General features: G+C 73.4%; 22 protein-coding genes. 16 read left to right on the top strand and 6 right to left on the bottom strand.

The annotated features are described in order from the left end of the window. Nucleotides 1–34: 34 nt before the first annotated feature. The 5 genes from MOV08_RS23845 (at nucleotide 35) to MOV08_RS23865 (ending at nucleotide 5358) form a co-directional block, all read left to right on the top strand. The gene (locus tag MOV08_RS23845) at nucleotides 35–1465 is read left to right on the top strand and encodes an NAD(P)H-hydrate dehydratase (RefSeq protein ID WP_275308760.1); all 1431 of its coding nucleotides are present in this window, start codon (nucleotides 35–37) and stop codon (nucleotides 1463–1465) included. 319 nt (nucleotides 1466–1784) lie between these two features. Then, on the top strand, nucleotides 1785–2972 hold the full coding sequence (alr, locus tag MOV08_RS23850) for an alanine racemase (protein ID WP_275308761.1): 1188 nt from the start codon (nucleotides 1785–1787) through the stop codon (nucleotides 2970–2972). Beyond that, nucleotides 2969–4276, top strand: a complete 1308-nt coding sequence (locus MOV08_RS23855; protein WP_275308762.1) for an alpha/beta fold hydrolase — start codon at nucleotides 2969–2971, stop codon at nucleotides 4274–4276. Before alr ends, MOV08_RS23855 begins: the two co-directional genes overlap by 4 nt. A gap of 70 nt (nucleotides 4277–4346) precedes the next feature. Beyond that, nucleotides 4347–4889 carry a tRNA (adenosine(37)-N6)-threonylcarbamoyltransferase complex ATPase subunit type 1 TsaE gene (tsaE, locus tag MOV08_RS23860; RefSeq protein ID WP_275308763.1) on the top strand — a complete coding sequence of 181 codons (543 nt, stop codon included), beginning with the start codon at nucleotides 4347–4349 and terminating at the stop codon, nucleotides 4887–4889. Nucleotides 4890–5067: 178 nt separating this feature from the next. Beyond that, complete coding sequence (locus tag MOV08_RS23865; protein WP_275308764.1) at nucleotides 5068–5358, top strand: hypothetical protein; 291 nt, start codon at nucleotides 5068–5070, stop codon at nucleotides 5356–5358. Between the two features lie 33 nt (nucleotides 5359–5391). Here MOV08_RS23865 and MOV08_RS23870 read toward each other — a convergent pair whose 3' ends face one another. Then, complete coding sequence (locus tag MOV08_RS23870; RefSeq protein ID WP_039635431.1) at nucleotides 5392–5970, bottom strand: hypothetical protein; 579 nt, start codon at nucleotides 5968–5970, stop codon at nucleotides 5392–5394. Between the two features lie 131 nt (nucleotides 5971–6101). Here MOV08_RS23870 and tsaB point away from each other — a divergent pair, with 131 nt between their 5' ends. From tsaB to MOV08_RS23890, 4 genes are all read left to right on the top strand, one after another. Beyond that, the gene (gene tsaB / locus MOV08_RS23875) at nucleotides 6102–6779 is read left to right on the top strand and encodes a tRNA (adenosine(37)-N6)-threonylcarbamoyltransferase complex dimerization subunit type 1 TsaB (RefSeq protein ID WP_275308765.1); all 678 of its coding nucleotides are present in this window, start codon (nucleotides 6102–6104) and stop codon (nucleotides 6777–6779) included. Between the two features lie 44 nt (nucleotides 6780–6823). Next, nucleotides 6824–7351, top strand: a complete 528-nt coding sequence (locus MOV08_RS23880) for a GNAT family N-acetyltransferase (protein WP_275311866.1) — start codon at nucleotides 6824–6826, stop codon at nucleotides 7349–7351. Nucleotides 7352–7353: 2 nt separating this feature from the next. Then, nucleotides 7354–8481, top strand: a complete 1128-nt coding sequence (gene tsaD, locus MOV08_RS23885) for a tRNA (adenosine(37)-N6)-threonylcarbamoyltransferase complex transferase subunit TsaD (RefSeq protein WP_275308766.1) — start codon at nucleotides 7354–7356, stop codon at nucleotides 8479–8481. A gap of 116 nt (nucleotides 8482–8597) precedes the next feature. Continuing rightward, a complete protein-coding gene (locus tag MOV08_RS23890) occupies nucleotides 8598–8966 on the top strand; it encodes a hypothetical protein (RefSeq protein WP_039635437.1) in 369 nt (122 codons plus the stop codon). Nucleotides 8967–8989: 23 nt separating this feature from the next. Here the strand turns inward: MOV08_RS23890 and MOV08_RS23895 are convergent, their stop codons facing one another. After that, nucleotides 8990–10186, bottom strand: a complete 1197-nt coding sequence (locus tag MOV08_RS23895; RefSeq protein ID WP_039635439.1) for a class I SAM-dependent methyltransferase — start codon at nucleotides 10184–10186, stop codon at nucleotides 8990–8992. Between the two features lie 63 nt (nucleotides 10187–10249). Next, nucleotides 10250–11686 (bottom strand): FtsW/RodA/SpoVE family cell cycle protein, encoded by a 1437-nt coding sequence (locus MOV08_RS23900; protein ID WP_235096025.1) that lies wholly within the window; start codon nucleotides 11684–11686, stop codon nucleotides 10250–10252. Nucleotides 11687–12094: 408 nt separating this feature from the next. On the opposite strand from MOV08_RS23900, the gene groES reads away from it, so the two are divergent. Together groES and groL are read left to right on the top strand one after the other, a co-directional pair. Next, nucleotides 12095–12403, top strand: coding sequence for a co-chaperone GroES (gene groES / locus MOV08_RS23905; protein WP_016571324.1), 309 nt, complete (start codon nucleotides 12095–12097; stop codon nucleotides 12401–12403). 135 nt (nucleotides 12404–12538) lie between these two features. Then, nucleotides 12539–14164 (top strand): chaperonin GroEL, encoded by a 1626-nt coding sequence (gene groL, locus MOV08_RS23910; protein ID WP_039635445.1) that lies wholly within the window; start codon nucleotides 12539–12541, stop codon nucleotides 14162–14164. A 94-nt stretch (nucleotides 14165–14258) separates the two neighbouring features. Here groL and MOV08_RS23915 read toward each other — a convergent pair whose 3' ends face one another. Next, nucleotides 14259–15269, bottom strand: a complete 1011-nt coding sequence (locus tag MOV08_RS23915; RefSeq protein WP_275308767.1) for a hydroxyacid dehydrogenase — start codon at nucleotides 15267–15269, stop codon at nucleotides 14259–14261. A gap of 256 nt (nucleotides 15270–15525) precedes the next feature. Between MOV08_RS23915 and MOV08_RS23920 the strand changes: the two genes are divergently transcribed. Then, nucleotides 15526–16299, top strand: a complete 774-nt coding sequence (locus MOV08_RS23920; protein WP_275308768.1) for an SDR family NAD(P)-dependent oxidoreductase — start codon at nucleotides 15526–15528, stop codon at nucleotides 16297–16299. Between the two features lie 70 nt (nucleotides 16300–16369). Here MOV08_RS23920 and MOV08_RS23925 read toward each other — a convergent pair whose 3' ends face one another. Beyond that, complete coding sequence (locus MOV08_RS23925; protein WP_039641397.1) at nucleotides 16370–17041, bottom strand: MOSC domain-containing protein; 672 nt, start codon at nucleotides 17039–17041, stop codon at nucleotides 16370–16372. A gap of 78 nt (nucleotides 17042–17119) precedes the next feature. Here MOV08_RS23925 and MOV08_RS23930 point away from each other — a divergent pair, with 78 nt between their 5' ends. Further along, nucleotides 17120–18031 carry a LysR family transcriptional regulator gene (locus MOV08_RS23930; protein ID WP_275308769.1) on the top strand — a complete coding sequence of 304 codons (912 nt, stop codon included), beginning with the start codon at nucleotides 17120–17122 and terminating at the stop codon, nucleotides 18029–18031. Between the two features lie 68 nt (nucleotides 18032–18099). Here MOV08_RS23930 and MOV08_RS23935 read toward each other — a convergent pair whose 3' ends face one another. After that, the gene (locus MOV08_RS23935; protein ID WP_018538710.1) at nucleotides 18100–18432 is read right to left on the bottom strand and encodes a WhiB family transcriptional regulator; all 333 of its coding nucleotides are present in this window, start codon (nucleotides 18430–18432) and stop codon (nucleotides 18100–18102) included. 382 nt (nucleotides 18433–18814) lie between these two features. Here MOV08_RS23935 and MOV08_RS23940 point away from each other — a divergent pair, with 382 nt between their 5' ends. The 3 genes from MOV08_RS23940 to guaB all read left to right on the top strand — a co-directional run bounded on the left by MOV08_RS23940 (nucleotide 18815) and on the right by guaB (nucleotide 21953). Next, the gene (locus MOV08_RS23940) at nucleotides 18815–19426 is read left to right on the top strand and encodes a response regulator transcription factor (RefSeq protein ID WP_003948568.1); all 612 of its coding nucleotides are present in this window, start codon (nucleotides 18815–18817) and stop codon (nucleotides 19424–19426) included. A 279-nt stretch (nucleotides 19427–19705) separates the two neighbouring features. After that, nucleotides 19706–20281, top strand: a complete 576-nt coding sequence (locus tag MOV08_RS23945; RefSeq protein ID WP_018538709.1) for a sigma-70 family RNA polymerase sigma factor — start codon at nucleotides 19706–19708, stop codon at nucleotides 20279–20281. A 169-nt stretch (nucleotides 20282–20450) separates the two neighbouring features. Next, nucleotides 20451–21953, top strand: a complete 1503-nt coding sequence (gene guaB, locus MOV08_RS23950) for an IMP dehydrogenase (RefSeq protein ID WP_039635461.1) — start codon at nucleotides 20451–20453, stop codon at nucleotides 21951–21953. Nucleotides 21954–22001: the final 48 nt, after the last annotated feature.

Below are 22001 nucleotides of genomic sequence, written 5' to 3' on the forward strand. Positions count from 1 at the left end.
CCCCGCCGCCCCGTCCCGGTGTGACACTGGCCGCATGAGGACTGCCTACAGCGTTTCGGCCGTGCGGGCCGCCGAGCAGGAACTGATGGCCCGTTTGCCCGAGGGGGCCCTGATGCAGCGGGCGGCGGCCGGACTCGCCGTCGCCTGCGCCGAGTTGCTGGGCCGGGTGTACGGCTCCCGGGTGGTGCTGCTGGTGGGCAGCGGCGACAACGGCGGGGACGCGCTCTATGCCGGCGCCCGGCTGGCCCGCCGCGGCGCCGGGGTGGTCGCCGTACTGCTCTCGCCCGAACGGGCCCACGCCGGCGGCCTGGCGGCCCTGCGCGCGGCCGGTGGCCGGGTCTCGGCCGATCCGCTCCGCGACATCGGGCGGGCCGACCTGGTGATGGACGGCATCGTCGGCATCGGCGGCCGGGGCGGGTTGCGCCCGGAGGCCGCCCGGCTCGCCGGCGCGGCGCGGGAGGCGGCGATCGTGGTGGCCGTCGATCTGCCGAGCGGGGTGGACGCCGACACCGGCGAGGTGCCCGGTGACGCCGTACGGGCGGACGCGACCGTCACGTTCGGCGCGTACAAGCCGGGCCTGCTGATCGACCCGGCGCGCGAACGGGCCGGCGCGCTCCGCCTGGTGGACATCGGCCTGCGCCCGCCGGCCACCGCCGATGTGGAGGCGCTGCAGCACGCGGACGTGGCGGAGCTGTTGCCGCGGCCGGCTGCGGAGAGCGACAAGTACCGGCGCGGGGTGGTCGGGGTGGTCGCCGGGTCGGCGCGCTATCCGGGGGCGGCGGTGCTGGCGGTGGCCGGCGCGCTGCGGGGCGGCGCCGGGGCGGTGCGGTACGTGGGGCCGGCGGCCGACGCGGTGCTGGCGCGGTTCCCGGAGACCCTGGTGCACACCGGGCCGCCGGGGAAGGCGGGCAGGGTGCAGTCGTGGGTCATCGGGCCCGGTCTCGGTGATGAGTCCGACGGGCTGGAGGACGTGTTGTCGGCGGACGTCCCGGTGCTGGTGGACGCGGACGGGCTCCGCTTCCTGACGCCCGATCAGGTGCGGCGGCGGGCGGCCGGGACCCTGCTGACGCCGCACGCGGGGGAGGCGGCGGCGCTGCTGGGGCGGGGGCGCGAGGAGGTCGAGGCGGCGCGGCTGGACTCCGTGCGGGAGTTGGCGGGGCGGTACGGGGCGACGGTGCTGCTGAAGGGCTCGACGACGTTGGTGGCGGATCCGGCTGCCGGGGTTCCGGTGCGGGCCAACCCCACCGGGACGGGGTGGTTGGCGACGGCCGGCAGCGGGGACGTGCTCTCCGGCCTCACCGGGGCGCTGTTGGCCGCGGGCCTCGCGCCGCGGGACGCCGGTTCGGTGGGCGCCTACCTCCACGGGCTCGCGGCTCGGCACGCGGCGGGGCCGCGGGGCGAGCCGATCGTGGCGTCGGAGGTGGCCGGGGCGTTGGGGGCGGCCTGGGAGAACGTGGTGTCGTAGCGGCTGTTGATGCCGCCGGACCCGGACGGATGCGGATCACCCGGGCCACCGTGGCAGCGCGAGCGATTTGTTGCTGTTCCGCACTTTTGTCCGTCCTTCGCGGAGGCTGGTGGTCCGTCTACCGCCCCGCTGGGGGCGGGTGTCACGCGGGCCGGTGTGCGGCCCGGGCCCGTCGGCGGCTGCCCCTCGATGGCGCAGGTGGAGGCGGTCGCGGCGGCGCGCACGCCGGGGCGTCGCTGCCCGGTGGAATACCAACCCCACCCTCACCACAACGCGGGAAGGCGGCCGGCGCGGCGCCTCGCCTGCGACACTGAGGGGGATGAACGAGACAGCGAAGCGAGCCCGTGCCGTCATTGACCTCGCCGCCGTGCGGTCGAACGTCCGTGCCTTGCGGAGCCTCGCCCCCGGGGCGCAGCTGATGGCCGTCGTCAAGTCCGACGCCTACGGACACGGCGCGATCCACTGTGCCCGCGCCGCTCGCGAGGCCGGTGCGCCCTGGCTGGGCGTGGCGCTCCCCGAGGAGGCGTTGGCGCTGCGCGCGGCCGGGGACACCGGCCGTCTGCTGTGTTGGCTGTGGACGCCGGGCGGGCCCTGGGGCGAAGCGATCGAGCAGGACGTCGATGTCTCGGTGAGCGGCATGTGGGCGCTGCGGGAGGCGGTGGCCGCGGCGCGCGACCGTGACCGGGTCGCCCGCGTCCAGCTCAAGATCGACACCGGTCTGGGGCGCAACGGCTGCCCGCCGGCGGACTGGACGGAGCTGACCGCCGCCGCCCGCGCCGCCGAGGCGGAGGGCGTGCTCGCGGTCACCGGTGTCTGGTCGCACTTCGCCTGCGCCGACGAGCCCGGGCACCCGTCGATCGCCGCCCAGCTGGCGGAGTTCCGCCGGGCGCTGGCGGTCGCCGAGGCGGCCGGGCTGCGGCCGGAGGTGCGGCACATCGCCAACACGCCGGCGCTGCTCACCCTCCCCGAGGCCCACTTCGACCTGGTGCGGACGGGGATCGGGATCTACGGCGTGTCGCCCAGCCCCGAGGTGGGGGCGCCGGAGGACTTCGGGCTGCGGCAGGCGATGACGCTTCAGGCTTCGCTGGCGTCGGTCAAGCGGGTGCCGGGCGGGCACGGGGTGTCCTACGGGCACCACTACACGACGCCGGGGGAGACGACCCTGGCGCTGGTCCCGCTGGGGTACGCCGACGGGATCCCGCGGCACGCCTCGGGGACGGGGCCGGTGCTGGTCGCCGGGAAGTGGCGGACGATCGTGGGGCGGGTCGCGATGGACCAGTTCGTCGTCGATCTGGGCGGGGACCACGCCGAGGCCGGCGAGCCGGCGGTGCTGTTCGGGCCCGGCGACCAGGGCGAGCCGAGCGCGGAGGACTGGGCGCGGGCGGCCGGGACGATCGGGTACGAGATCGTCACCCGGATCGGGAAGCGGGTGCCCCGCGTCTATGTGGACAGCGAGGCGCCGGACCGGTCCGCGCAGGACGCGGCGCTGACGGGGGGTGTGGCATGACCGACGGCACGGAGGCCGCGGCGCAGGCCGTGGAGACGGCCGCGGAGGCGGCCGGGAACTGGGCCCGGGCGGGCCGCCACGCGGGCGTCGCGGGCCTGGCGATCGGCGTGGTCGCGGCGGGCGCGGCGGCCGGGGTGGCCATAGAGCGCCTGACGGTCGGCCGCGGGATGCGCCGCCGGGCCCGGCTGGCGCTGGACGCGGCCGGCCCGTACGGCACGCTGCGCGGCACCCCGGGCGCGGCGATCGCCGAGGACGGGACCGAGCTGTACTACGAGGTCGACGAGGTGGTGGACGGCCCGGCCGCCAGGCGGGCCAAGGGCGGCAGGACGGTCGTGAACGGCACCGCGGGCGGCCGCGCGGGCAAGGAGGTGCGGGCCGCCCAGGACGCCCGGAGCGGGCTGCACAAGCGGCTCACGGCGGCCCTGGGGCGGCGCTCCCCGGCGCCCACGGTCGTCTTCAGCCACGGCTACTGCCTCAGCCAGGACTCCTGGCACTTCCAGCGGGCCGCGCTGCGCGGCGCGCTCCGTACCGTCCACTGGGACCAGCGCAGCCACGGCCGCTCGGCCCGCGGCCACGGACAGGTCGACGGGACCGAGCCGGTCACCATCGACCTGCTGGGCCGGGACCTGAAGGCGGTGCTGGACGCCGCGGTGCCCGAGGGGCCGATCGTGCTGGTCGGGCACTCCATGGGCGGGATGACGGTGATGGCGCTGGCCGACCAGTTCCCCGAGTACGTCGCGGAGCGGGTGGTCGGCGTGGCGCTGATCGGGACGTCGGCGGGCCGGCTGAGCGAGGTCGGGTTCGGGCTGCCGTCGATGGGCTCCAAGGCGTTCCACTGGCTGGCGCCGGGCGTGCTCAAGGCGCTGGGCCGGCAGAGCGAGATCGTCGAGCGCGGGCGGCGGGCCACCGCCGATCTGTTCGCGGGGCTGATCAAGCGCTATTCGTTCGGGTCCGATGACGTGGATCCGGCGATCGCGCGGTTCGGGGAGCGGCTGATCGAGGCGACCCCGATCGACGTGGTCGCCGAGTTCTTCCCGGCGTTCGCGGTCCATGACAAGACCGAGGCGCTGGTGGCGTACGACGCGGTGCCCGCGCTGGTGCTCGCCGGCGAGGAGGACCTGATCACCCCGGCCGAGCACAGCCGGACCATCGCCGAGGTGCTGCCGGACGCCGAACTGGTGTGCGTGCCGGACGCCGGGCACCTGGTGATGCTGGAGCGGCCCGAGCTGGTCAACGACCACCTGGTGGCGCTGGTGGAACGGGCGGGCGCGGCGGCCCGCCGGTCGCGCACCGCGCGGGCCTGAGCCGGTCCCGGACGGCGGTCCCGGGCTCGGTGCGGGACCGTCGCCCCGTCCGGGCCGTACCATTTGCGGCATGAGCACCACTGGCGCGACTGCCCGCGTAACCGTCAAGTCCCCCGATCAGATGCAGGAGTTGGGCCGCCGGTTGGCGCCGCTGCTGCGCCCCGGCGACCTGGTGCTGCTCAGCGGTGAGCTGGGTGCGGGGAAGACCACGCTGACCCGCGGTCTGGGCGAGGCCCTGGGCGTGCGCGGCGCCGTGACCTCGCCGACCTTCGTCATCGCCCGGGTGCACCCGTCGCTGACCGGTGGCCCGGCGCTGGTGCACGTCGACGCGTACCGGCTCGACGGCGGCCTGGACGAGATGGAGGACCTGGACCTCGACGTCTCGCTGCCGGAGTCGGTGGTGGTCGTCGAGTGGGGCGACGGCAAGGTCGAGGAGCTGGCGGAGGACCGGCTGCACGTCGTCATCGGCCGGGCCGTGGGAGGGGGCGCCGACGCCCCCGGTGGCGTGGACGGGCACCCGGAGGAGGACGTGGACGACGTCCGCGAGGTGACGGTCGCCGGGATCGGTGGGCGCTGGGTGGACGCCGGGCTTCCGGACCTGGAGATCTGCTGACGAAAGGGCGCAAAAGAGCCCTTATCGGGCGGTGTGGGGCGGTAGTTTCCGACAAGCCGTCGGCAAGATGTTGCGTCGGCGGTGTCAGGCGTGGTCACATGGGTGGGAGAGCCCTGGTTAGGTGTACCTAAGTAGACCCTAACCCCTGTCGCTTGCCCCAGGAGCCCGGGAGGCGTCCATGTCCCCCCACCAGCCCACGACCGAACGGCGCGGGGCCACCCCCGTCGCGGCGGCCGGGCGCGCCGAACAGGACGCGCGGAAGGCGCCGCCGACGATGAACGAACTCCTCGCGGCCTGCGCCGCGGCCAGCGCCGTCTCCACACCGCCGGACGCCGCGGCGGAACCCCGCACACAGCAGCGCAACGGCGCGCAGGAGCGGGCCGAGGACACCGAAGCCGGGCGAGCGGGCGGGTCGGGCGGCGCCGGACCCGAGGGGCGGGCGTCCACTACGGGGCGCGACGCCGCGTAACCCACAGGGGCGAAGCGGCCGGGCCCGGCGGGCTCAGGGGACGACGACGACCTTCACACCGCGCACCGCGAAGTCCCACAGTGCCGCGCCGTCCTCGCGCGACTCCCGGATGCCGCCGGTCTTCTTCCCGCTCGCCCCGCCCGGCGTGGGCGTGGAGCCGTCGACCGCCGCGCTGAAGCCGACGGCCACCCCGTCGACGCCGGCGAACCGCACCACGTGCTCGATCGCCACCCCGTCCGAGCCGGTCACGCTCACCGACCGCGAGCTGACCGGGTACGTCCCCGGCGCCGGGTGCACCGTGCTCGGCGACACCGTGAACGTCCGCTGCGCCGTGCCGTTCGCGCCCACCAGCCAGACCCGCTTGGCGCCCAGCGCGTAGACCACGCGCTTGCCGGTGCCGGACTGCGCCGGGACCGGCACCGGGGCCGGCGGCTTGTCCTTCTTGTCGTGCTGGTCGCGGGCGTCCGGCTTCTTGTCGGCCGCCCGGGCGTCGCCCCGGACCGGGGCGAGCGGACCGGAGGCGGAGGCGGACGCCTGGAAGCCCAGCACACCGATCGCGACCAGGGCGGCCGCGGTGAGACCGGTGACGATCGTGCTGCTCTTAGCGGGCACCGCGGTGCCACCTTTCCGTACGCTCCTCGCCCGGGGGCGGGAGGCTGCTGGCTGTTGTGCTGACCGGGCTGGCTGCGGATCGACGGTAGCACCGCGACGGGCACCGCCGGCCGCGCCGTAGTCTTGAAGGCGTGCTGCTGCTAGCTCTTGACACCGCCACCCCCGCCGTCACCGTCGCGCTCCACGACGGCTCCCGCACCCTCGCCGCCGCCGGGGACGTGGACGCGCGCCGGCACGGCGAACTGCTGCTGCCCGCCGTCGACCGGGTGCTGGCCGAGGCCGGGCACAAGCTCGCCGAGGTCACCGACATCGTGGTCGGCGTCGGACCCGGCCCGTACACCGGGCTGCGGGTGGGGCTGGTGACGGCCACCACCTTCGGGGCGGCGCTGGACGTCCCGGTCCACGGCCTGTGCTCGCTGGACGGCATCGCCCACGCCTCCGGTCTGACCGAACCCTTCGTCGTGGCCACCGACGCCCGCCGCAAGGAGGTCTACTGGGCGCGCTACGCGGCCCGCACGTCGCCCGACCTCCCCCCGGCCCGGCTGACCGAGCCGGCCGTGGACCGCCCCGCCGAGATCGCCGACGAGGTCGCCGGGGTCCCCGCCGTGGGCGCCGGCGCGCTGCTCTACGACACCGTCTTCACCGGCGTCCGGCGGGACGGGCCCGAGCACCAGTCCGCCGCCGCGCTGGCCGAGCTCGCCGCGCGGAAGCTGGCCGCCGGCGAGGAGCTGCTGCCGCCGCGACCGCTGTACCTGCGCCGCCCCGACGCCCAGGTACCGGCCAACTACAAGGTGGTCACTCCCCAGTGAGCGGCCGACCCGAGGCGACCGGGCCGTCCGTCGTGCTGCGGGAGATGCGCTGGTGGGACCTGGGCCCGGTGCTGGAGCTGGAGCGTGACCTCTTCCCCGAGGACGCCTGGTCGCCGGGGATGTTCTGGTCCGAACTCGCGCACGCCCGCGGCCCGCTGGCCACCCGCCGCTACCTCGTCGCCGAGGTGCAGGTGCCGCCGCGACGGGGGTCCCCCCGGACGGAGTCCGGGGGAGGTGCCGTCGAGGGCCGGATCGTCGGCTACGGCGGGCTGGCCGCGATCGACGGCACCGGCGACGTACAGACCATCGCCACCGCCCGCGACCAGTGGGGCAGCGGCCTCGGCGCCCGGCTGCTGTCCGCGCTGCTCGCCACCGCCACCGACTTCGAATGCCACGAGGTGCTGTTGGAGGTGCGGGTCGACAACACCCGCGCGCAGCGCCTCTACGAGCGCTTCGGCTTCGAGCCGATCGGCTTCCGCCGCGGCTACTACCAGCCCGGCAACGTCGATGCACTGGTGATGCGCCGCCCCTCCCAGACCTCCTCCGAAGCACCCTCCGTACAAGGAACGTGAACATGGCTGACTCCCGCGGTGGACCGCTCGTCCTCGGTATCGAGACCTCCTGCGACGAGACCGGTGTCGGCGTCGTCCGCGGCCACACCCTCCTGGCCGACGCGGTCGCCTCCAGCGTCGACGAGCACGCCCGCTTCGGCGGGGTGGTGCCCGAGGTGGCCTCCCGCGCCCATCTGGAGGCGATGGTCCCCACCATCCAGCGCGCGCTGAAGGACGCCGGGGTCGCCGCCTCCGATCTGGACGGCATCGCGGTCACCGCGGGCCCCGGCCTGGCGGGCGCCCTGCTGGTGGGCGTCTCGGCCGCCAAGGCGTACGCCTACGCCCTCGGCAAGCCGCTCTACGGCGTCAACCACCTCGCCTCGCACATCTGCGTGGACCAGCTGGAGCACGGTCCGCTGCCGGAGCCGACGATGGCGCTGCTGGTCAGCGGCGGCCACTCGTCGCTGCTGCTGGCCCCGGACATCACCTCCGACGTCCGCCCGCTCGGCGCGACCATCGACGACGCCGCCGGCGAGGCGTTCGACAAGGTGGCGCGGGTGCTCCACCTCGGCTTCCCCGGCGGCCCGGTCATCGACCGGATGGCCCGCGAGGGCGACCCGGACGCGATCCGCTTCCCGCGCGGGCTGACCGGCCCCCGCGACCCCCTCTACGACTTCTCCTTCTCCGGACTGAAGACCGCGGTGGCCCGCTGGATCGAGGCCAAGCGGGCGGCCGGCGAGCAGGTGCCGGTCGCGGACGTCTCGGCGTCCTTCCAGGAGGCGGTCGTCGACGTCCTGACCCGCAAGGCCGTCCGGGCCTGCAAGGACAACGGCGTGGACCACCTGATGATCGGCGGCGGGGTGGCGGCCAACTCCCGGCTGCGGGCGATGGCCGAGCGCCGCTGCGAGGACGCCGGCATCCGGCTGCGGGTGCCGCGCCCCAAGCTGTGCACCGACAACGGGGCGATGGTGGCGGCCCTGGGCGCCGAGATGGTGGCCCGCAACCGCCCGGCGTCCGCCTGGGACCTCTCCGCGGACTCCTCGCTGCCGGTCACCGAGACCCACGTCCCGGACCCGCACGCCCACACCCACGGGCATGCGCACGACCACGACCACTTCCACGAGCTGAGCAAGGACAACCTCTACTCGTAGGCGTTCCGGCCGTCGGTGTTCCGGCTGGTGGGAGGCGTCGCGCGACGCTCTATCCTGGTGGCCGGGGCGCGGGCCGACCGCCCCGTCCGCACAGGGGGAACGACGGGGGACGCGCGATGGACTGGTGGTATCTCTTCTTCCTGGCCGGGCCGGCCCTCTACGCCGGCACCGCGGTGCGCGGCACGGTCCGCAAGGCGCTCAAGACGCGCCACAAGCGCAAGCTCGCCCTCATCGAGGCCCGCCGCGAGGAGCGCCTGGCCCTGGAGGCGTCGGACCGGCCGCCGGCCGCCGTCTGCGGCTGTGAGCACCACCTCGCCAAGCACGACAAACAGGGCAAGTGCCATGAGCTGGTGCGGACCGCCGTCGCCTGGGACGCGGACCAGCGGCCCGCCCGCTACGAGGCCCGGCCGTGCGCCTGCCAGCAGTACGTGGGCCCGCAGCCGCTCTCCCAGGTCTACGCCGAGGATCTGACCGACCTGGCCTAGGGCCTGTCGTCAGACTCCCGTCGTCAGGCGCCCTGCGCCGCGGGGTGGCCCAGCAGCATCGTGGGCGCCCCCGCGACCCGGGTGAGGAAGACCGTGCAGGTGCGCGGCCCGGCGAGCTTGAGCTTGCGGCGCAGCTCCTCGGGCTCCACCGCGGACCCGCGCTTCTTGATCACCGCGACGCCCACCTCGCGCTCCCGCAGCAGCGCTTTGAGCTTCTTGACGTTGAAGGGCAGCACGTCGGTGATCGCGTAGGCGGTGGCGTACGGCGTCGGCGTCAGCCGGTCCGCCGTCACATACGCGATGGTCGGGTCGATCAGCCGCCCGTCGACCTGCTCCGCGACGTCGGCGACCAGATGGGCGCGGATCACCGCGCCGTCGGGCTCGTAGAGCCAGTCGCCCACCGGCCCCGGCTCGGGGTCAGGGAGGCCGGCGCCGACCAGGGAGTCGCCGGCCGGCAACAGGGTGGCCCGGTGGGCGCCGCCCCGGCCGGTGCCGAACCACAGCACGGCCTCCTTCACGTCCCCGCCGTCGGAGATCCACTCCGTCTCGGCGTCCTCGGGCAGCGCCTCGTGCGGCACCCCGGGCGCGATCTTCAACGCCGCGCACGGCGCCGAACGGGCCGCCCCGACCGCCCAGGACAGCGGCGGCGCATACGCCTCGGGATCGAAGATGCGGCCGCCGCGGACCCCTTTGCGCCGCGCCGGATCCACGAACACCGCGTCGTACCCGGCGGTGTCGACCTCGGTGACGTCCGCGCACCGCACCTCGACGAGGCCGGCCAACCCCAGCGCCTCGGCGTTGGCCCGGGCCGCCGCGCAGGCCAGCGGGTCGCGGTCCACGGCCAGCACCCGGATCCCGGCCCGGGCCAGCGCGAGCGCGTCGCCGCCGATCCCGCAGCACAGGTCGGCCAGGGTCCGCACGCCGGCCGCGGCGAGCCGGGCGGCGCGGTGGGCGGCGACCGAGGTGCGGGTGGACTGCTCGACGCCGTTGGGGGTGAAGTACATCCGCGCGGCGTCCGCGCCGAACTTCGCGGCGGCCCGCTGTCGCAGCCGGGCCTGCCCGAGGGCGGCGGAGACCAGCGGTGCGGGATGGTCGCGGCGGAGCCGGGTGGCGGTCGCCAGCTCGTCCGCCGGGTCGTAGTCCCGTAGGAGGGCCAGCAGTTCCTGGCCCTCGGGGGCGAGCAGCGCGGAGAAGGTGTCGAGGTCGGTCACCCGCACCATTGTGGGCCAGCCGGTGGGCCGGCCCGCGGACGGTCCCGCGGGCCGGTCGGCGGAGCGTCGCCGTCAGGCCCCGGGTGCGGGCGGTCCGCTGATCCGCGGCACCCGCTGGGTCGCGTCCGCGTCCGGCCGCTCCGGAGACGGGCGGACCGGCTCCCGGCGCCGCTGGGCGCTGTCGCTGACCCGCAGCAGCACCGCCACCATCACCCAGTTCGCGACCATCGACGAGCCGCCCGCCGCGAGGAACGGCAGCGCCTTGCCGGTCAGCGGGATCAGGCCGGTGACGCCGCCGGTGACGACGAAGACCTGGAGCAGCAGCGCGCCGGAGAGCCCGACCGCCAGCAGCTTGCCGAACGGGTCGCGGGCGGTCAGCCCTGCCCGCATCCCGCGCTGGGCCAGCAGCGCGTAGAACAACAGGACGGCCATCACGCCGGCCAGTCCCAGTTCCTCGCCGACGGTGGTGAGGATGAAGTCGCTGTTGCCGGCGAATCCGATCAGCTCGGGGTGGCCCTGGCCGAGCCCGGAGCCGCCTATCCCGCCGCTGCCGAAGCTGAACAGCGCCTGTGCCGCCTGGTCGGAGATCAGGCCCGGCGGCCGCTTGTTCTCCGGCAGGAAGATGTCCATCGGGTGCAGCCAGGCCATCACACGGCCCTTGACGTGCGGTTCGGTCGAGCCGACGACGCCGGCGCCGACCACGGCCATCAGCAGGCCGCAGACCACCCAGCTGGTGCGCTCGGTGGCCATGTAGAGCATGATCACGAAGACGCCGAAGAAGATCAGCGAGGTGCCCAGGTCGCGCTCGAAGACCAGCACCAGCAGGCTGATCACCCAGATCGTGGCGATCGGTCCGAGCTGCCGTCCCGGCGGCAGCTGCATGCCCATCACCCGGCGCCCGGACAGCGCCAGCGCATCGCGGTTGACCGTGAGATAGCCCGCGAAGAACACCACGATCATGATCTTCACGAACTCGCCGGGCTGGAGCGACAGCGGCCCGAGCATGATCCAGCGCTTGGCGCCGAACTTGTCCGCGCCGAAGAACGCCGGCGCCATCAGCATCACCAGCGCGACGGCCATCGTCAGGTAGATGTAGCGCTGGAGCAGCCGATGGTCGCGCAGCACCATCAGGATCGCGATGCAGACCGCCACTCCGATGACCGTCCACACCAACTGCCCGGTCGCCGCCTGGGCGATGTGCAGCCGGGGTTTCTCCGCATAGGTGATGTCCAGCCGGTGCAGCAGCACCAGCCCGATCCCGGTCAGCAGTGTCGCCAACGGCAGGATCAGCGGATCGGCGCGCGGCGCGAACCGGCGGACGACCAGGTGCGGCACCAGCGCGATGAAGAAGACGCTCACCGCGAAGCCGGCCAGCCCGCCGGGGAGCTGCCCCTTCATCGACAGCTCGGTGTAGGCGTAGCCGAAGACGGTGATGAAGACGACGAACCCGAGCAGCCAGGCTTCGGTGCGCCGACGGTTCGGCGCGTGGGCCAGCGCGGCGAACGTCATGGTGCGCTCGGCATCGCTCTCCGGTCCCCCGGGATTCCGGGAAGCGCTGGTCAGTCCACGCACTGTTCCTCCGCGATCGATGGGTCAGGGCCGCGGGGCGGCCGGGTCGTGGCCCGGTGGCCAGCGGTCCCAGGGGCAAGACGGGCCGGCCGCGGGCGCGGTTGCCGTCGGCCGGCAGGTGTGTCCGACCCCACCCCCGGCCACCGGCAGCAGACACGGTACGCGTATCCGGCGCGCTGGCACTCCGCTTGACCGAGTGCTAACCGCGTCATAGTCTCAGCGTTGGCACTCTCCCTCGGGGAGTGCCAACACAGCGACGGGCAGATCCGGCACCCGCGACGACGGATCCACCTGGTCGCCACCTCAGACAGTTAACCCCGTGAGATCTCCGAAGGGGGAGGTCGGATCGTGACGACCGCCAGCTCCAAGGTTGCCATCAAGCCGCTCGAGGACCGCATCGTGGTCCAGCCGCTCGACGCCGAGCAGACCACGGCCTCTGGCCTGGTCATTCCGGACACCGCGAAGGAGAAGCCCCAGGAGGGCGTCGTCCTGGCGATCGGTCCGGGTCGCTTCGAGGACGGCAAGCGCGTCGAGCTCGACGTCAAGGTCGGTGACGTCGTGCTCTACAGCAAGTACGGCGGCACCGAGGTGAAGTACAGCGGCGAGGAGTACCTCGTCCTCTCGGCTCGCGACGTGCTCGCGATCGTCGAGAAGTAAGTCACCCGGATTTGCCCTGATCTGCGCCCCTGGTTCCCGCGTTCTCATCGACCCGGGGCAGGGGCGCAGTTCGTTTGAGCGAGAGCGGTCACGGCGGCGAGGCCGACGATCGCAACGAGAGGACTTGAAGCAGCCATGGCGAAGATCCTGAAGTTCGACGAGGACGCCCGTCGCGCCCTTGAGCGCGGCGTCAACAAGCTGGCCGACACCGTCAAGGTCACCATCGGCCCCAAGGGCCGCAACGTCGTCATCGACAAGAAGTTCGGTGCCCCGACCATCACCAACGACGGTGTCACCATCGCCCGCGAGGTCGAGGTCGAGGACCCGTACGAGAACCTGGGCGCCCAGCTCGTCAAGGAGGTGGCGACCAAGACCAACGACATCGCGGGTGACGGCACCACCACCGCCACCGTGCTGGCCCAGGCGCTGGTCCGCGAGGGCCTGCGCAACGTCGCCGCCGGTGCCTCCCCGGCCGCCCTGAAGAAGGGCATCGACGCCGCCGTCAAGGCCGTCTCCGACGAGCTGCTGGCGACCGCCCGCCCGATCGACGACAAGTCCGACATCGCCGCCGTCGCCGCGCTGTCCGCCCAGGACCCGCAGGTCGGCGAGCTGATCGCCGAGGCCATGGACAAGGTCGGCAAGGACGGTGTGATCACCGTCGAGGAGTCCAACACCTTCGGCCTGGAGCTGGACTTCACCGAGGGCATGGCCTTCGACAAGGGCTACCTCTCGCCGTACATGGTCACCGACCAGGAGCGCATGGAGGCCGTCCTCGACGACCCCTACATCCTGATCCACCAGGGCAAGATCTCCTCCATCCAGGACCTTCTGCCGCTGCTTGAGAAGATCATCCAGGCGAACGCCTCCAAGCCGCTGCTGATCATCGCCGAGGACGTCGAGGGCGAGGCCCTCTCCACCCTCGTCGTCAACAAGATCCGCGGCACCTTCAACGCGGTGGCCGTCAAGGCCCCCGGCTTCGGTGACCGCCGCAAGGCGATGCTCGGCGACATGGCCACCCTCACCGGCGGCACCGTCGTCGCCGAGGAGGTCGGCCTCAAGCTCGACCAGGTCGGCCTGGACGTGCTGGGCACCGCCCGCCGCGTGACCATCACCAAGGACGACACCACCCTCGTCGACGGTGGCGGCAACTCCGGGGACGTCCAGGGCCGCGTCGCCCAGATCAAGGCCGAGATCGAGAGCACCGACTCCGACTGGGACCGCGAGAAGCTCCAGGAGCGCCTCGCCAAGCTCGCCGGCGGCGTCTGCGTGATCCGCGTCGGCGCGGCCACCGAGGTCGAGCTCAAGGAGAAGAAGCACCGTCTGGAGGACGCCATCTCCGCGACCCGCGCCGCGGTCGAGGAGGGCATCGTCTCCGGTGGTGGCTCCGCGCTGGTCCACGCCGTCAAGGTCCTGGAGGGCAACCTCGACAAGGACGGCGACGAGGCCACCGGTGTCGCCGTGGTCCGCCGCGCCGCCGTCGAGCCGCTGCGCTGGATCGCCGAGAACGCCGGCCTGGAGGGCTACGTGATCACCTCCAAGGTGGCCGAGCTCGACAAGGGCAACGGCTTCAACGCCGCCACCGGCGAGTACGGCGACCTGGTCAAGGCCGGCGTCATCGACCCGGTCAAGGTCACCCGCTCCGCCCTGGAGAACGCCGCCTCCATCGCCTCCCTCCTGCTCACGACCGAGACCCTGGTCGTCGAGAAGAAGGAAGAGGAAGAGGCTGCCGCCGCCGGTCACGGCCACGGCCACGCGCACTGACCCCTGCGCAACCGCCGGCCGCATCCGCGCCGGCACCCCACGAGGCCCGGCCCCGCACCCCAGCGGGCCGGGCCTCGCCCGTACCCGGAACCCGTCAGGCCGAGTGCCCCAACCCCTCCCGCCGCACCGGATCCGCGAACGGCAGGCCCCGCGCATACCGCTCCACCTCGTCGAGGGCATGGTCGGCCATCCGCCGCAGCTCGGTGCCCATGGACCCGGCGACATGCGGCGTGAGCAGCACGTTCGGCAGGTCGTACAACGGTGAGCCGGCGAGCGGGAGTTCGGGCTCGGTGACGTCGAGCACGGCCGAGATCCGCCCGCTGCGCAACTCCGCGACCAGCGCCGCCTCGTCCACCAGCGACCCGCGGGAGGTGTTGACGAGCGTCGCCCCGTCCGGCATCAGCGCCAACTCGCGGGCGCCGATCAGATGCCGGGTGGCGGCCACCTCCGGCGCGTGCACGCTGACCACGTCGCTGCGCGCGCACAACTCCGCCAACGCCACCGGCTCGCTCCCCAGCCGCCCCGCCTCCTCCTCGTCCACGTACGGGTCGTGGAGCAGCACCCGCAGGTCGAACGTGCGCAGCAACGCCAGGACGCGGCGGCCGATCCGGGAGGCGCCGACGATGCCGACGGTGCGGCCGTGGTTGCCGGCGCCGTCCAGTTCGCCCAGCCAGTCGTGGGGCGCGCGCAGGGTGCGGTAGCGGTGGGCGGCGTGCAGCACGCGCTTGTTGGCGAACAGGATCGCGGCCAGCGTGTACTCCGCGACCGGCTGCGCATTGACCGCGGCGGCCGAACTGACGGCGACGCCCCGGTCCCAACAGGCGTCGGTGACGAGCTGCTTGACGGACCCGGCCGCATGCACGACGGCCCGCAGCCGGGGCGCCGCCGCGAGCACCTCCGCGGTCAGCGGCGGGGCGCCCCAGCAGGTGAGCAGCACCTCGGCCTCGGCGAGGGCGGCGGCCACCGCGGGTCCCGGCGCGGCCAACTCGTGTGCGACGAGCTGGCAGTCCGTCCGGGCCAGCCGTTCGAGCCGGACCCGCTGCGGCCCCCCGAACAGCCGCTCGGCGATACCCGGCCCCATGGCCAGAAGCAGTGCTGGGCGCATCTCTGGACTCCTCCTGCGTCGCGGCGGGGCGGACGCTCGGCTTCCGCCGCCCCTGGCGGTCGGTGCCTACCCGCCGGCGGCCCCGACCGTTCACGGCCCGCCGGCCGGTACGGAGGGGCGGCCGACGACGCGGGGCGGCCATGGAGCCCCGGTCCGCCGCCGCGGCGGGCGCCCCGCACCCGCCGCGGACCGACGGAAGCCAAACGCCACCCCGGCCGCAACGTGGGAAGCGCCGGCCCCCCGCTACCGTTCCGGTATGACGACTGCATTGATCACAGGAGCAACGGCCGGCATCGGCGCCGCATTCGCCCGCCGACTCGCGAGCGACGGGCACAGCGTGGTGTTGGTGGCCCGCGACGAGAAGCGGCTCCGGGAGCAGGCCACCGAACTGCACGACCGGCACGGGATCGAGGCGGAGGTGCTCAGCGCCGACCTGGCGACGGAGGACGGCATCGCCGCCGTCGAGGCGCGCCTGGGCGACACCAGGCGCCCGGTGGACCTGCTGGTCAACAACGCCGGCTTCGGCAACAAGGGCGAGTACCTCGAAGTCACGATGGCCGACGAGTTGACGATGCTGAAGGTGCACTGCGAGGCGGTGCTGCGGCTGACCACGGCCGGGGTGCGCGGGATGCGCGAGCGCCGGCGCGGCGCCGTGGTCAATGTGGCGTCGGTCGCGGCGTTCGTCCCGCGCGGCACGTACGGCGCGAGCAAGGCGTGGGTCGTGCAGTTCACCCAGGGCGCGGCGCGCGACCTGGCGGGCAGCGGGGTGCGCCTGATGGCGCTGTGCCCGGGCTTCGTGCGGACCGAGTTCCACCAGCGGGCCGGGATGGGCACGGACAACATCCCGGGCTGGATGTGGCTGGACGCGGACAAGCTCGTGGACGCGGCCATGAAGGACCTGGCGCGCGGCAAGTCGCTGTCCATTCCGGACCCGCGCTACAAGGCCCTGATGGGCGTCGTGAAGCTGGCGCCGCGCGGCGTGCTGGGCGGCCTGACCTCGCGCACCGGTCGGAAGTACGGCCCGAAGTAGGGCCGGGACCGACCGCGCGGTGCGAGGCGGCATCGCGTCGCCGGGGCCCGGTCGACCGGGCCCCGCGGGGTCAGTTCGCGCTCTGCGCCGCGTACTTCGTCGCCGTCGCCCGGGCCTCTTCGTGCAGGGCGTCGCCCGCCGCCAGCAGGCGCGGCAGCAGTTCGCGCCGGGTGGTCAGGGCACGGAACATCAGCGCGACGGTGACGTCGTGGTCGGGCCGGTGCTCGACGGTCACGGTGTCGCCGGCGCGGATCTCGCCGGCCTCCAGGACCCGCAGGTATGCGCCGGGCACCGCGGCCTGGGTGAACCGCTTGATCCAGCCGCGTTCGTCCAGCCAGCCCTGGAACGTCCGGCAGGGGATCCGCGGCGAGGTGACCTCCAGCAGCACCTGCGGGCCGATGCGCCAGCGTTCGCCGATCCGGGCGTCGGTGACGTCCAGGCCGGCGGTGGTGAGGTTCTCGCCGAAGACGCCGTTGGCCAGCTCGCGGTCCAGTTGCCGCTGCCAGTCGTCGAGGTCCTCGCGGGCGTAGGCGTAGACGGCCTGGTCGTCGCCGCCGTGGTGGCGCCGGTCGACCACCGCGTCGCCCGCGAGGCCGCTGCCGGCGGTGCCCTTGGGGCCGGGGGCGGTCACCGCCACGGGCCCGTCCGCCGGGCGCTTGTCGATGCCCGTTCCGCCCTCGTTGGAGGTGTGGGCGGAGGGGGTGGCCCGCCCGATGTTCACGGTCAGCAACGTCGCATTCATGTGCGCACGGTAGGACATCCGGCAAAAGACTTCACGCTATTTTTCATGTTCTGTCCAAGAATCGCTTATGCTCGAAGGGTGATCGAAGCCCGTCATCTCCGCGTGCTGCGCGCCGTCGCCCGGACCGGTTCCTTCTCCGCCGCCGCGCGGGAGTTGGGCTGCACCCAGCCCGCGGTCAGCCAGCAGATGAAGGCCCTGGAGCAGTCCGCCGGCACCCCGCTGCTGGTGCGCACCGGGCGCGAGATGCGGCTGACGCAGGCCGGCGAGGCGCTGGTCCGGCACGCGGCCGGCATCCTGGCGGGGCTCAGCGCGGCCGAGGACGAGGTCGCGGCCATCGCGGGGCTGCGCTCGGGGCGGGTGCGGCTGGTGTCGTTCCCGTCGGGCAGCTCGACGCTGGTGCCGACGGCGCTGGCCAGGATGCGGGCCGCGCACCCGGGGGTCCGGGTGTCGCTGGACGAGGCCGAGCCGCCGCGCTCGATCGAGCTGCTGCGCAACGGCGAGTGCGAGATCGCGCTGGCGTTCCGCTATCCCGAGGTGCCCGGCGCGGACCCGTCCGCCGGGGCGGAGTGGGAGGACCTGGTGGTCCGGCCGGTGCTGTCGGACCGGCTGGTCGGGCTGGTGCCGGACGGCCACCGGCTGGCCAAGGCCGGTGCCGCGTGCTTCGCGGACCTGGCCGGCGAGCCGTGGATCGCGGGCTGCCCGCGCTGCCGCACGCATCTGGTCGAGGTGTGCGAGCGCGCCGGGTTCACCCCGCGCATCGACTTCGCCACCGACGACTATCCGGCGGTGATCGGGCTGGTCGGGGCGGGGCTGGGGGTCGCGGCGCTGCCCGAGCTGACGCTGGAGTCGGTGCGTCCCAAGGGGGCGTCGACGGTGCGGATGGAGCCTGCGGTGCACCGCGAGATCGTCGCGCTCACGCTGCCGGACCTGGCGCACGTGCCCGCGGTCGGGGCGATGCTGGATCAGCTGGCGGACGCCGCGGGGCGCTGACCGCCGCGAGCGGTGCCGCCCGTCAGGCGTGCAGGAACGTTTCTTCGAATGATGCGGGGCGCTGTCGGTCAGGCGCCCGGCATGGTCGCGTGTCCGGGCAGCGAGCTGGCCGGGACCATCCGGTGCCGGGCCCGCCCCATGAGCTCCTCGCGTTCGTCCTCCGTGAGGCCGCCCCAGACGCCGTAGGGCTCGCGGACGGCCAGCGCATGCGCCGCGCACTGGGCCCGCACGGGGCAGCGCATGCAGACCTCCTTCGCCGATGCCTCCCGCGCGCTGCGGGCCGCCCCCCGCTCGCCCTCGGGATGGAAGAAGAGCGAGCTGTCCACGCCGCGGCAGGCGGCCAGCAGCTGCCAGTCCCAGAGGTCTGCGTTCGGGCCCGGGAGGCGGGAGAAATCTGCCATTGCTTGTCCCCTCGGAGGCGATGCGTATCGGGCTCGGTGCTCACGACGTTACATCTACTGTCGAAGTAGATGTAAATATGACTCATTGCGAATCTAGCCGCAGTCAACGCGAAAATGGAAGAAACAGAGCCAAATAGGGCATAGGGTGCACGCGCGGATGCCGGCAGCTCGGTGAGTCGTCTGCGTATCCGGCTCCTTACGGAGCGTGCTGAACTCGGTCGCCGAAGCCGTAACTCTTTCGAGTGACCGTCGTTGAGTGTGCGGAGGTGGTTGGCGGAGGTAGTCCTCGGGCAGGTGTCCGAGGGGTGCGCCAACCGCCCAGGTGACGATACGTACCAGCCTGGAGGCTCAAGGTGACGCGCATCAGCTGCGGAGGGCGGTCATGACATCCGTCCTCGTCTGCGACGACTCCCCGCTTGCCCGAGAGGCGCTCCGACGGGCGGTTGCAACCGTGCCCGGCGTGGAGCGCGTGACCACCGCGGCCAATGGCGAGGAGGTCCTCCGCCGCTGGGGGGCCGATCGCTCGGACCTGATTCTGATGGACGTACGGATGCCCGGCCTCGGCGGTGTCGAGACCGTGCGCCGACTGCTGTCCGCCGACCCCGGTGCCCGGATCATCATGCTCACGGTGGCCGAGGACCTGGACGGGGTCGCGCTGGCGGTCGCCGCCGGCGCCCGCGGCTATCTGCACAAGGACGCCTCGCGCGCCGAGCTGCGCGCGACGGTGACCCAGGCCCTGGCCGATCCGACGTGGCGGCTCGCCCCGCGCCGGCTGCGGTCGGCCGAGATGGGCGCCGCGCCGACGCTCACCGCCCGCGAGATCCAGGTGCTGGAGGGGATGAGCCATGGCCGCTCCAACGCCGAGATCGGACGTGAGCTGTTTCTCTCCGAGGACACCGTCAAGACGCACGCGCGGCGGCTTTTCAAGAAGCTCGGCGCCTCTGACCGGGCGCATGCGGTGGCGCTCGGTTTCCGCTGGGGTCTGGTCCGCTGAACCGTCGTGACGTGCAGCGATGCGGGGGAATGAAGATCCCCGCCCGCCCTCTGGCGGGCGGGGCGACATGGTGCCCCGCACGCTGCCCGGTGCCACGGCGGCCCGATTCCCCGCGCGGTGCCGCATGCTTGAGGCATGGAGTTCCTCGGGGACGGGCCGGTCGGGCAGGAGGGGAGGGCGCACGAGATGACAGCCGGCGCACCTGCCGCGCATAACGCTTCAGTGCACAAGTGTGGACCTGATGCCGCGGATCGTTCGGCGTCAAGGCACCATGGACCGATGCGCGATGACGGGAAGCAGGAGATCGGCGCTCTCGTCGCACGCGCCGTCGAAGGAGACCGGCAGGCCACCCACGACCTGCTGGCCCACGTCCACCCCCTCGCCCTGCGCTACTGCCGCACCCGGCTCTCCCGGCTGCCCGGCGACGCCCGGCACTTCGTCGAGGATCTGGCGCAGGAGGTCTGCGTCGCGGTGCTGTGCGCGCTGCCCCGCTACCGCGACACCGGGAAGCCCTTCGAGGCGTTCGTCTTCGCCATCGCCGGCCACAAGGTCGCCGATCTTCAGCGGGCCGCGATGCGGCATCCGGGCAGTACGGCCGTGCCGTCGGACGAGATGCCCGAGCAGCCGGACGATTCGCTGGGTCCCGAGGAGCGGGCGCTGCTGAGCAGCGACGCGGAGTGGGCCAAGAAGCTGCTGGCCAATCTGCCGGAGAACCAGCGGGAGCTGGTGCTGCTGCGGGTGGCGGTGGGGCTGACGGCCGAGGAGACCGGGCAGATGCTGGGCATGTCGCCCGGTGCGGTGCGGGTCGCCCAGCACCGTGCCCTGAGCAGGCTGCGGGCGCTGGCCGAGCAGTAGCCCCCGGACAGCGCGGCGTCCGATGGATCGCCGTCCCGCTCGTCCCGCGGCGGGAAGTCGCCGTAGGAAAGTACGAGTGACGAGGCCCTCATTGCTCGTGGAATGGGACACCGTACAAGGCCGTTAGCATGGGAGTCCGCGCTGAGGCAAGAGCATTGGGGAAGGTGTCATGAGTGACAACGTCGAGGGTATGCCCGCCAAATTCGCCATGCTCGGGCTGACATACGACGACGTGCTGCTGTTGCCCGGCGCGTCGGAGGTGCTGCCCAACGCCGTCGACACCGCGTCCCGCGTCTCGCGGAACGTCCGGGTCAACATCCCGCTGCTCTCGGCCGCGATGGACAAGGTCACCGAGGCGCGGATGGCGATCGCCATGGCGCGCCAGGGCGGCGCGGGCGTGCTGCACCGCAACCTGTCGATCGAGGACCAGGCCAACCAGGTCGACCTGGTCAAGCGCTCCGAGTCCGGGATGGTCACCGACCCGATCACGGTCCGGCCGGACGCGCCGCTGGCCGAGGCGGACGCGCTGTGCGCCAAGTTCCGGATCAGCGGGGTGCCGGTCACCGACGCCGCGGGCAAGCTGCTGGGCATCGTGACCAACCGCGACATGGCCTTCGAGATGGACCGCAGTCGCCAGGTGCGCGAGGTCATGACGCCGATGCCGCTGGTCACCGGCAAGGTCGGCATCTCCGGCGAGGACGCCATCGAGCTGCTGCGCCGCCACAAGATCGAGAAGCTGCCGCTGGTCGACGACGCGGGCGTGCTCAAGGGCCTGATCACGGTCAAGGACTTCGTCAAGGCGGAGAAGTACCCGAACGCCGCCAAGGACGCCGAGGGCCGGCTGATCGTCGGTGCCGCGGTGGGCGTCGGCGACTCGGCCTACGACCGGGCGCAGGCGCTGGTCGAGGCCGGTGCGGACTTCCTGGTCGTGGACAGCGCGCACGGGCACAGCCGCGGCATCCTCGACATGATCGCCAAGATCAAGTCCAACATCAGCGTCGACGTCGTCGGCGGCAACGTCGCCACCCGTGACGGCGCCCAGGCGCTGATCGACGCCGGCGTGGACGGCGTGAAGGTCGGCGTGGGCCCGGGCTCGATCTGCACCACGCGGGTGGTCGCCGGCATCGGCGTCCCGCAGGTCACCGCGATCTACGAGGCCGCGCAGGCGTGCCACGCGGCGAACGTGCCGCTGATCGGCGACGGCGGTCTGCAGTACTCCGGCGACATCGCCAAGGCGATCGCGGCCGGTGCGGACACCGTCATGCTGGGCTCGCTGCTGGCCGGCTGCGAGGAGTCGCCGGGCGAGATGGTCTTCGTCAACGGCAAGCAGTTCAAGTCCTACCGGGGCATGGGTTCGCTGGGTGCGATGCAGTCGCGCGGCCAGGCCCGGTCGTTCTCGAAGGACCGCTACTTCCAGGACAACGTCCTCTCCGAGGACAAGCTGGTGCCGGAGGGCATCGAGGGCCAGGTGCCCTACCGCGGCCCGCTGGCCTCGGTCGCGCACCAGCTCGTCGGCGGTCTGCGCGCCTCCATGGGCTACGTCGGCTCCGCCGACATCCCCGAGCTCAAGGAGAAGGGCCGGTTCGTGCGGATCACCGCCGCCGGTTTGAAGGAGAGCCACCCGCACGACGTGCAGATGGTCACCGAGGCGCCCAACTACGCGCGCAGCTGACGGCCTCCTCGACGCCCGCTTCGCCGAGCGGCGGCCGGATGCGCCCCC

Source organism: Streptomyces yunnanensis (assembly GCF_029011865.1).
In the GTDB taxonomy this organism is placed as follows: domain Bacteria; phylum Actinomycetota; class Actinomycetes; order Streptomycetales; family Streptomycetaceae; genus Streptomyces; species Streptomyces yunnanensis.

Excerpts from the sequence above, each read along its gene's own strand:
- MOV08_RS23845 (WP_275308760.1), top strand. The coding sequence starts at position 35 with ATGAGGACTGCCTACAGCGTTTCGGCCGTGCGGGCCGCCGAGCAGGAA.
- alr (WP_275308761.1), top strand. The coding sequence starts at position 1,785 with ATGAACGAGACAGCGAAGCGAGCCCGTGCCGTCATTGACCTCGCCGCC.
- MOV08_RS23855 (WP_275308762.1), top strand. The coding sequence starts at position 2,969 with ATGACCGACGGCACGGAGGCCGCGGCGCAGGCCGTGGAGACGGCCGCG.
- tsaE (WP_275308763.1), top strand. The coding sequence starts at position 4,347 with ATGAGCACCACTGGCGCGACTGCCCGCGTAACCGTCAAGTCCCCCGAT.
- MOV08_RS23865 (WP_275308764.1), top strand. The coding sequence starts at position 5,068 with ATGTCCCCCCACCAGCCCACGACCGAACGGCGCGGGGCCACCCCCGTC.
- MOV08_RS23880 (WP_275311866.1), top strand. The coding sequence starts at position 6,824 with ATGCGCTGGTGGGACCTGGGCCCGGTGCTGGAGCTGGAGCGTGACCTC.
- tsaD (WP_275308766.1), top strand. The coding sequence starts at position 7,354 with ATGGCTGACTCCCGCGGTGGACCGCTCGTCCTCGGTATCGAGACCTCC.
- MOV08_RS23890 (WP_039635437.1), top strand. The coding sequence starts at position 8,598 with ATGGACTGGTGGTATCTCTTCTTCCTGGCCGGGCCGGCCCTCTACGCC.
- MOV08_RS23895 (WP_039635439.1), bottom strand. The coding sequence starts at position 10,186 with ATGGTGCGGGTGACCGACCTCGACACCTTCTCCGCGCTGCTCGCCCCC.
- MOV08_RS23900 (WP_235096025.1), bottom strand. The coding sequence starts at position 11,686 with ATGACGTTCGCCGCGCTGGCCCACGCGCCGAACCGTCGGCGCACCGAA.
- groL (WP_039635445.1), top strand. The coding sequence starts at position 12,539 with ATGGCGAAGATCCTGAAGTTCGACGAGGACGCCCGTCGCGCCCTTGAG.
- MOV08_RS23915 (WP_275308767.1), bottom strand. The coding sequence starts at position 15,269 with ATGCGCCCAGCACTGCTTCTGGCCATGGGGCCGGGTATCGCCGAGCGG.
- MOV08_RS23920 (WP_275308768.1), top strand. The coding sequence starts at position 15,526 with ATGACGACTGCATTGATCACAGGAGCAACGGCCGGCATCGGCGCCGCA.
- MOV08_RS23925 (WP_039641397.1), bottom strand. The coding sequence starts at position 17,041 with ATGAATGCGACGTTGCTGACCGTGAACATCGGGCGGGCCACCCCCTCC.
- MOV08_RS23935 (WP_018538710.1), bottom strand. The coding sequence starts at position 18,432 with ATGGCAGATTTCTCCCGCCTCCCGGGCCCGAACGCAGACCTCTGGGAC.
- MOV08_RS23940 (WP_003948568.1), top strand. The coding sequence starts at position 18,815 with ATGACATCCGTCCTCGTCTGCGACGACTCCCCGCTTGCCCGAGAGGCG.
- MOV08_RS23945 (WP_018538709.1), top strand. The coding sequence starts at position 19,706 with ATGCGCGATGACGGGAAGCAGGAGATCGGCGCTCTCGTCGCACGCGCC.
- guaB (WP_039635461.1), top strand. The coding sequence starts at position 20,451 with ATGAGTGACAACGTCGAGGGTATGCCCGCCAAATTCGCCATGCTCGGG.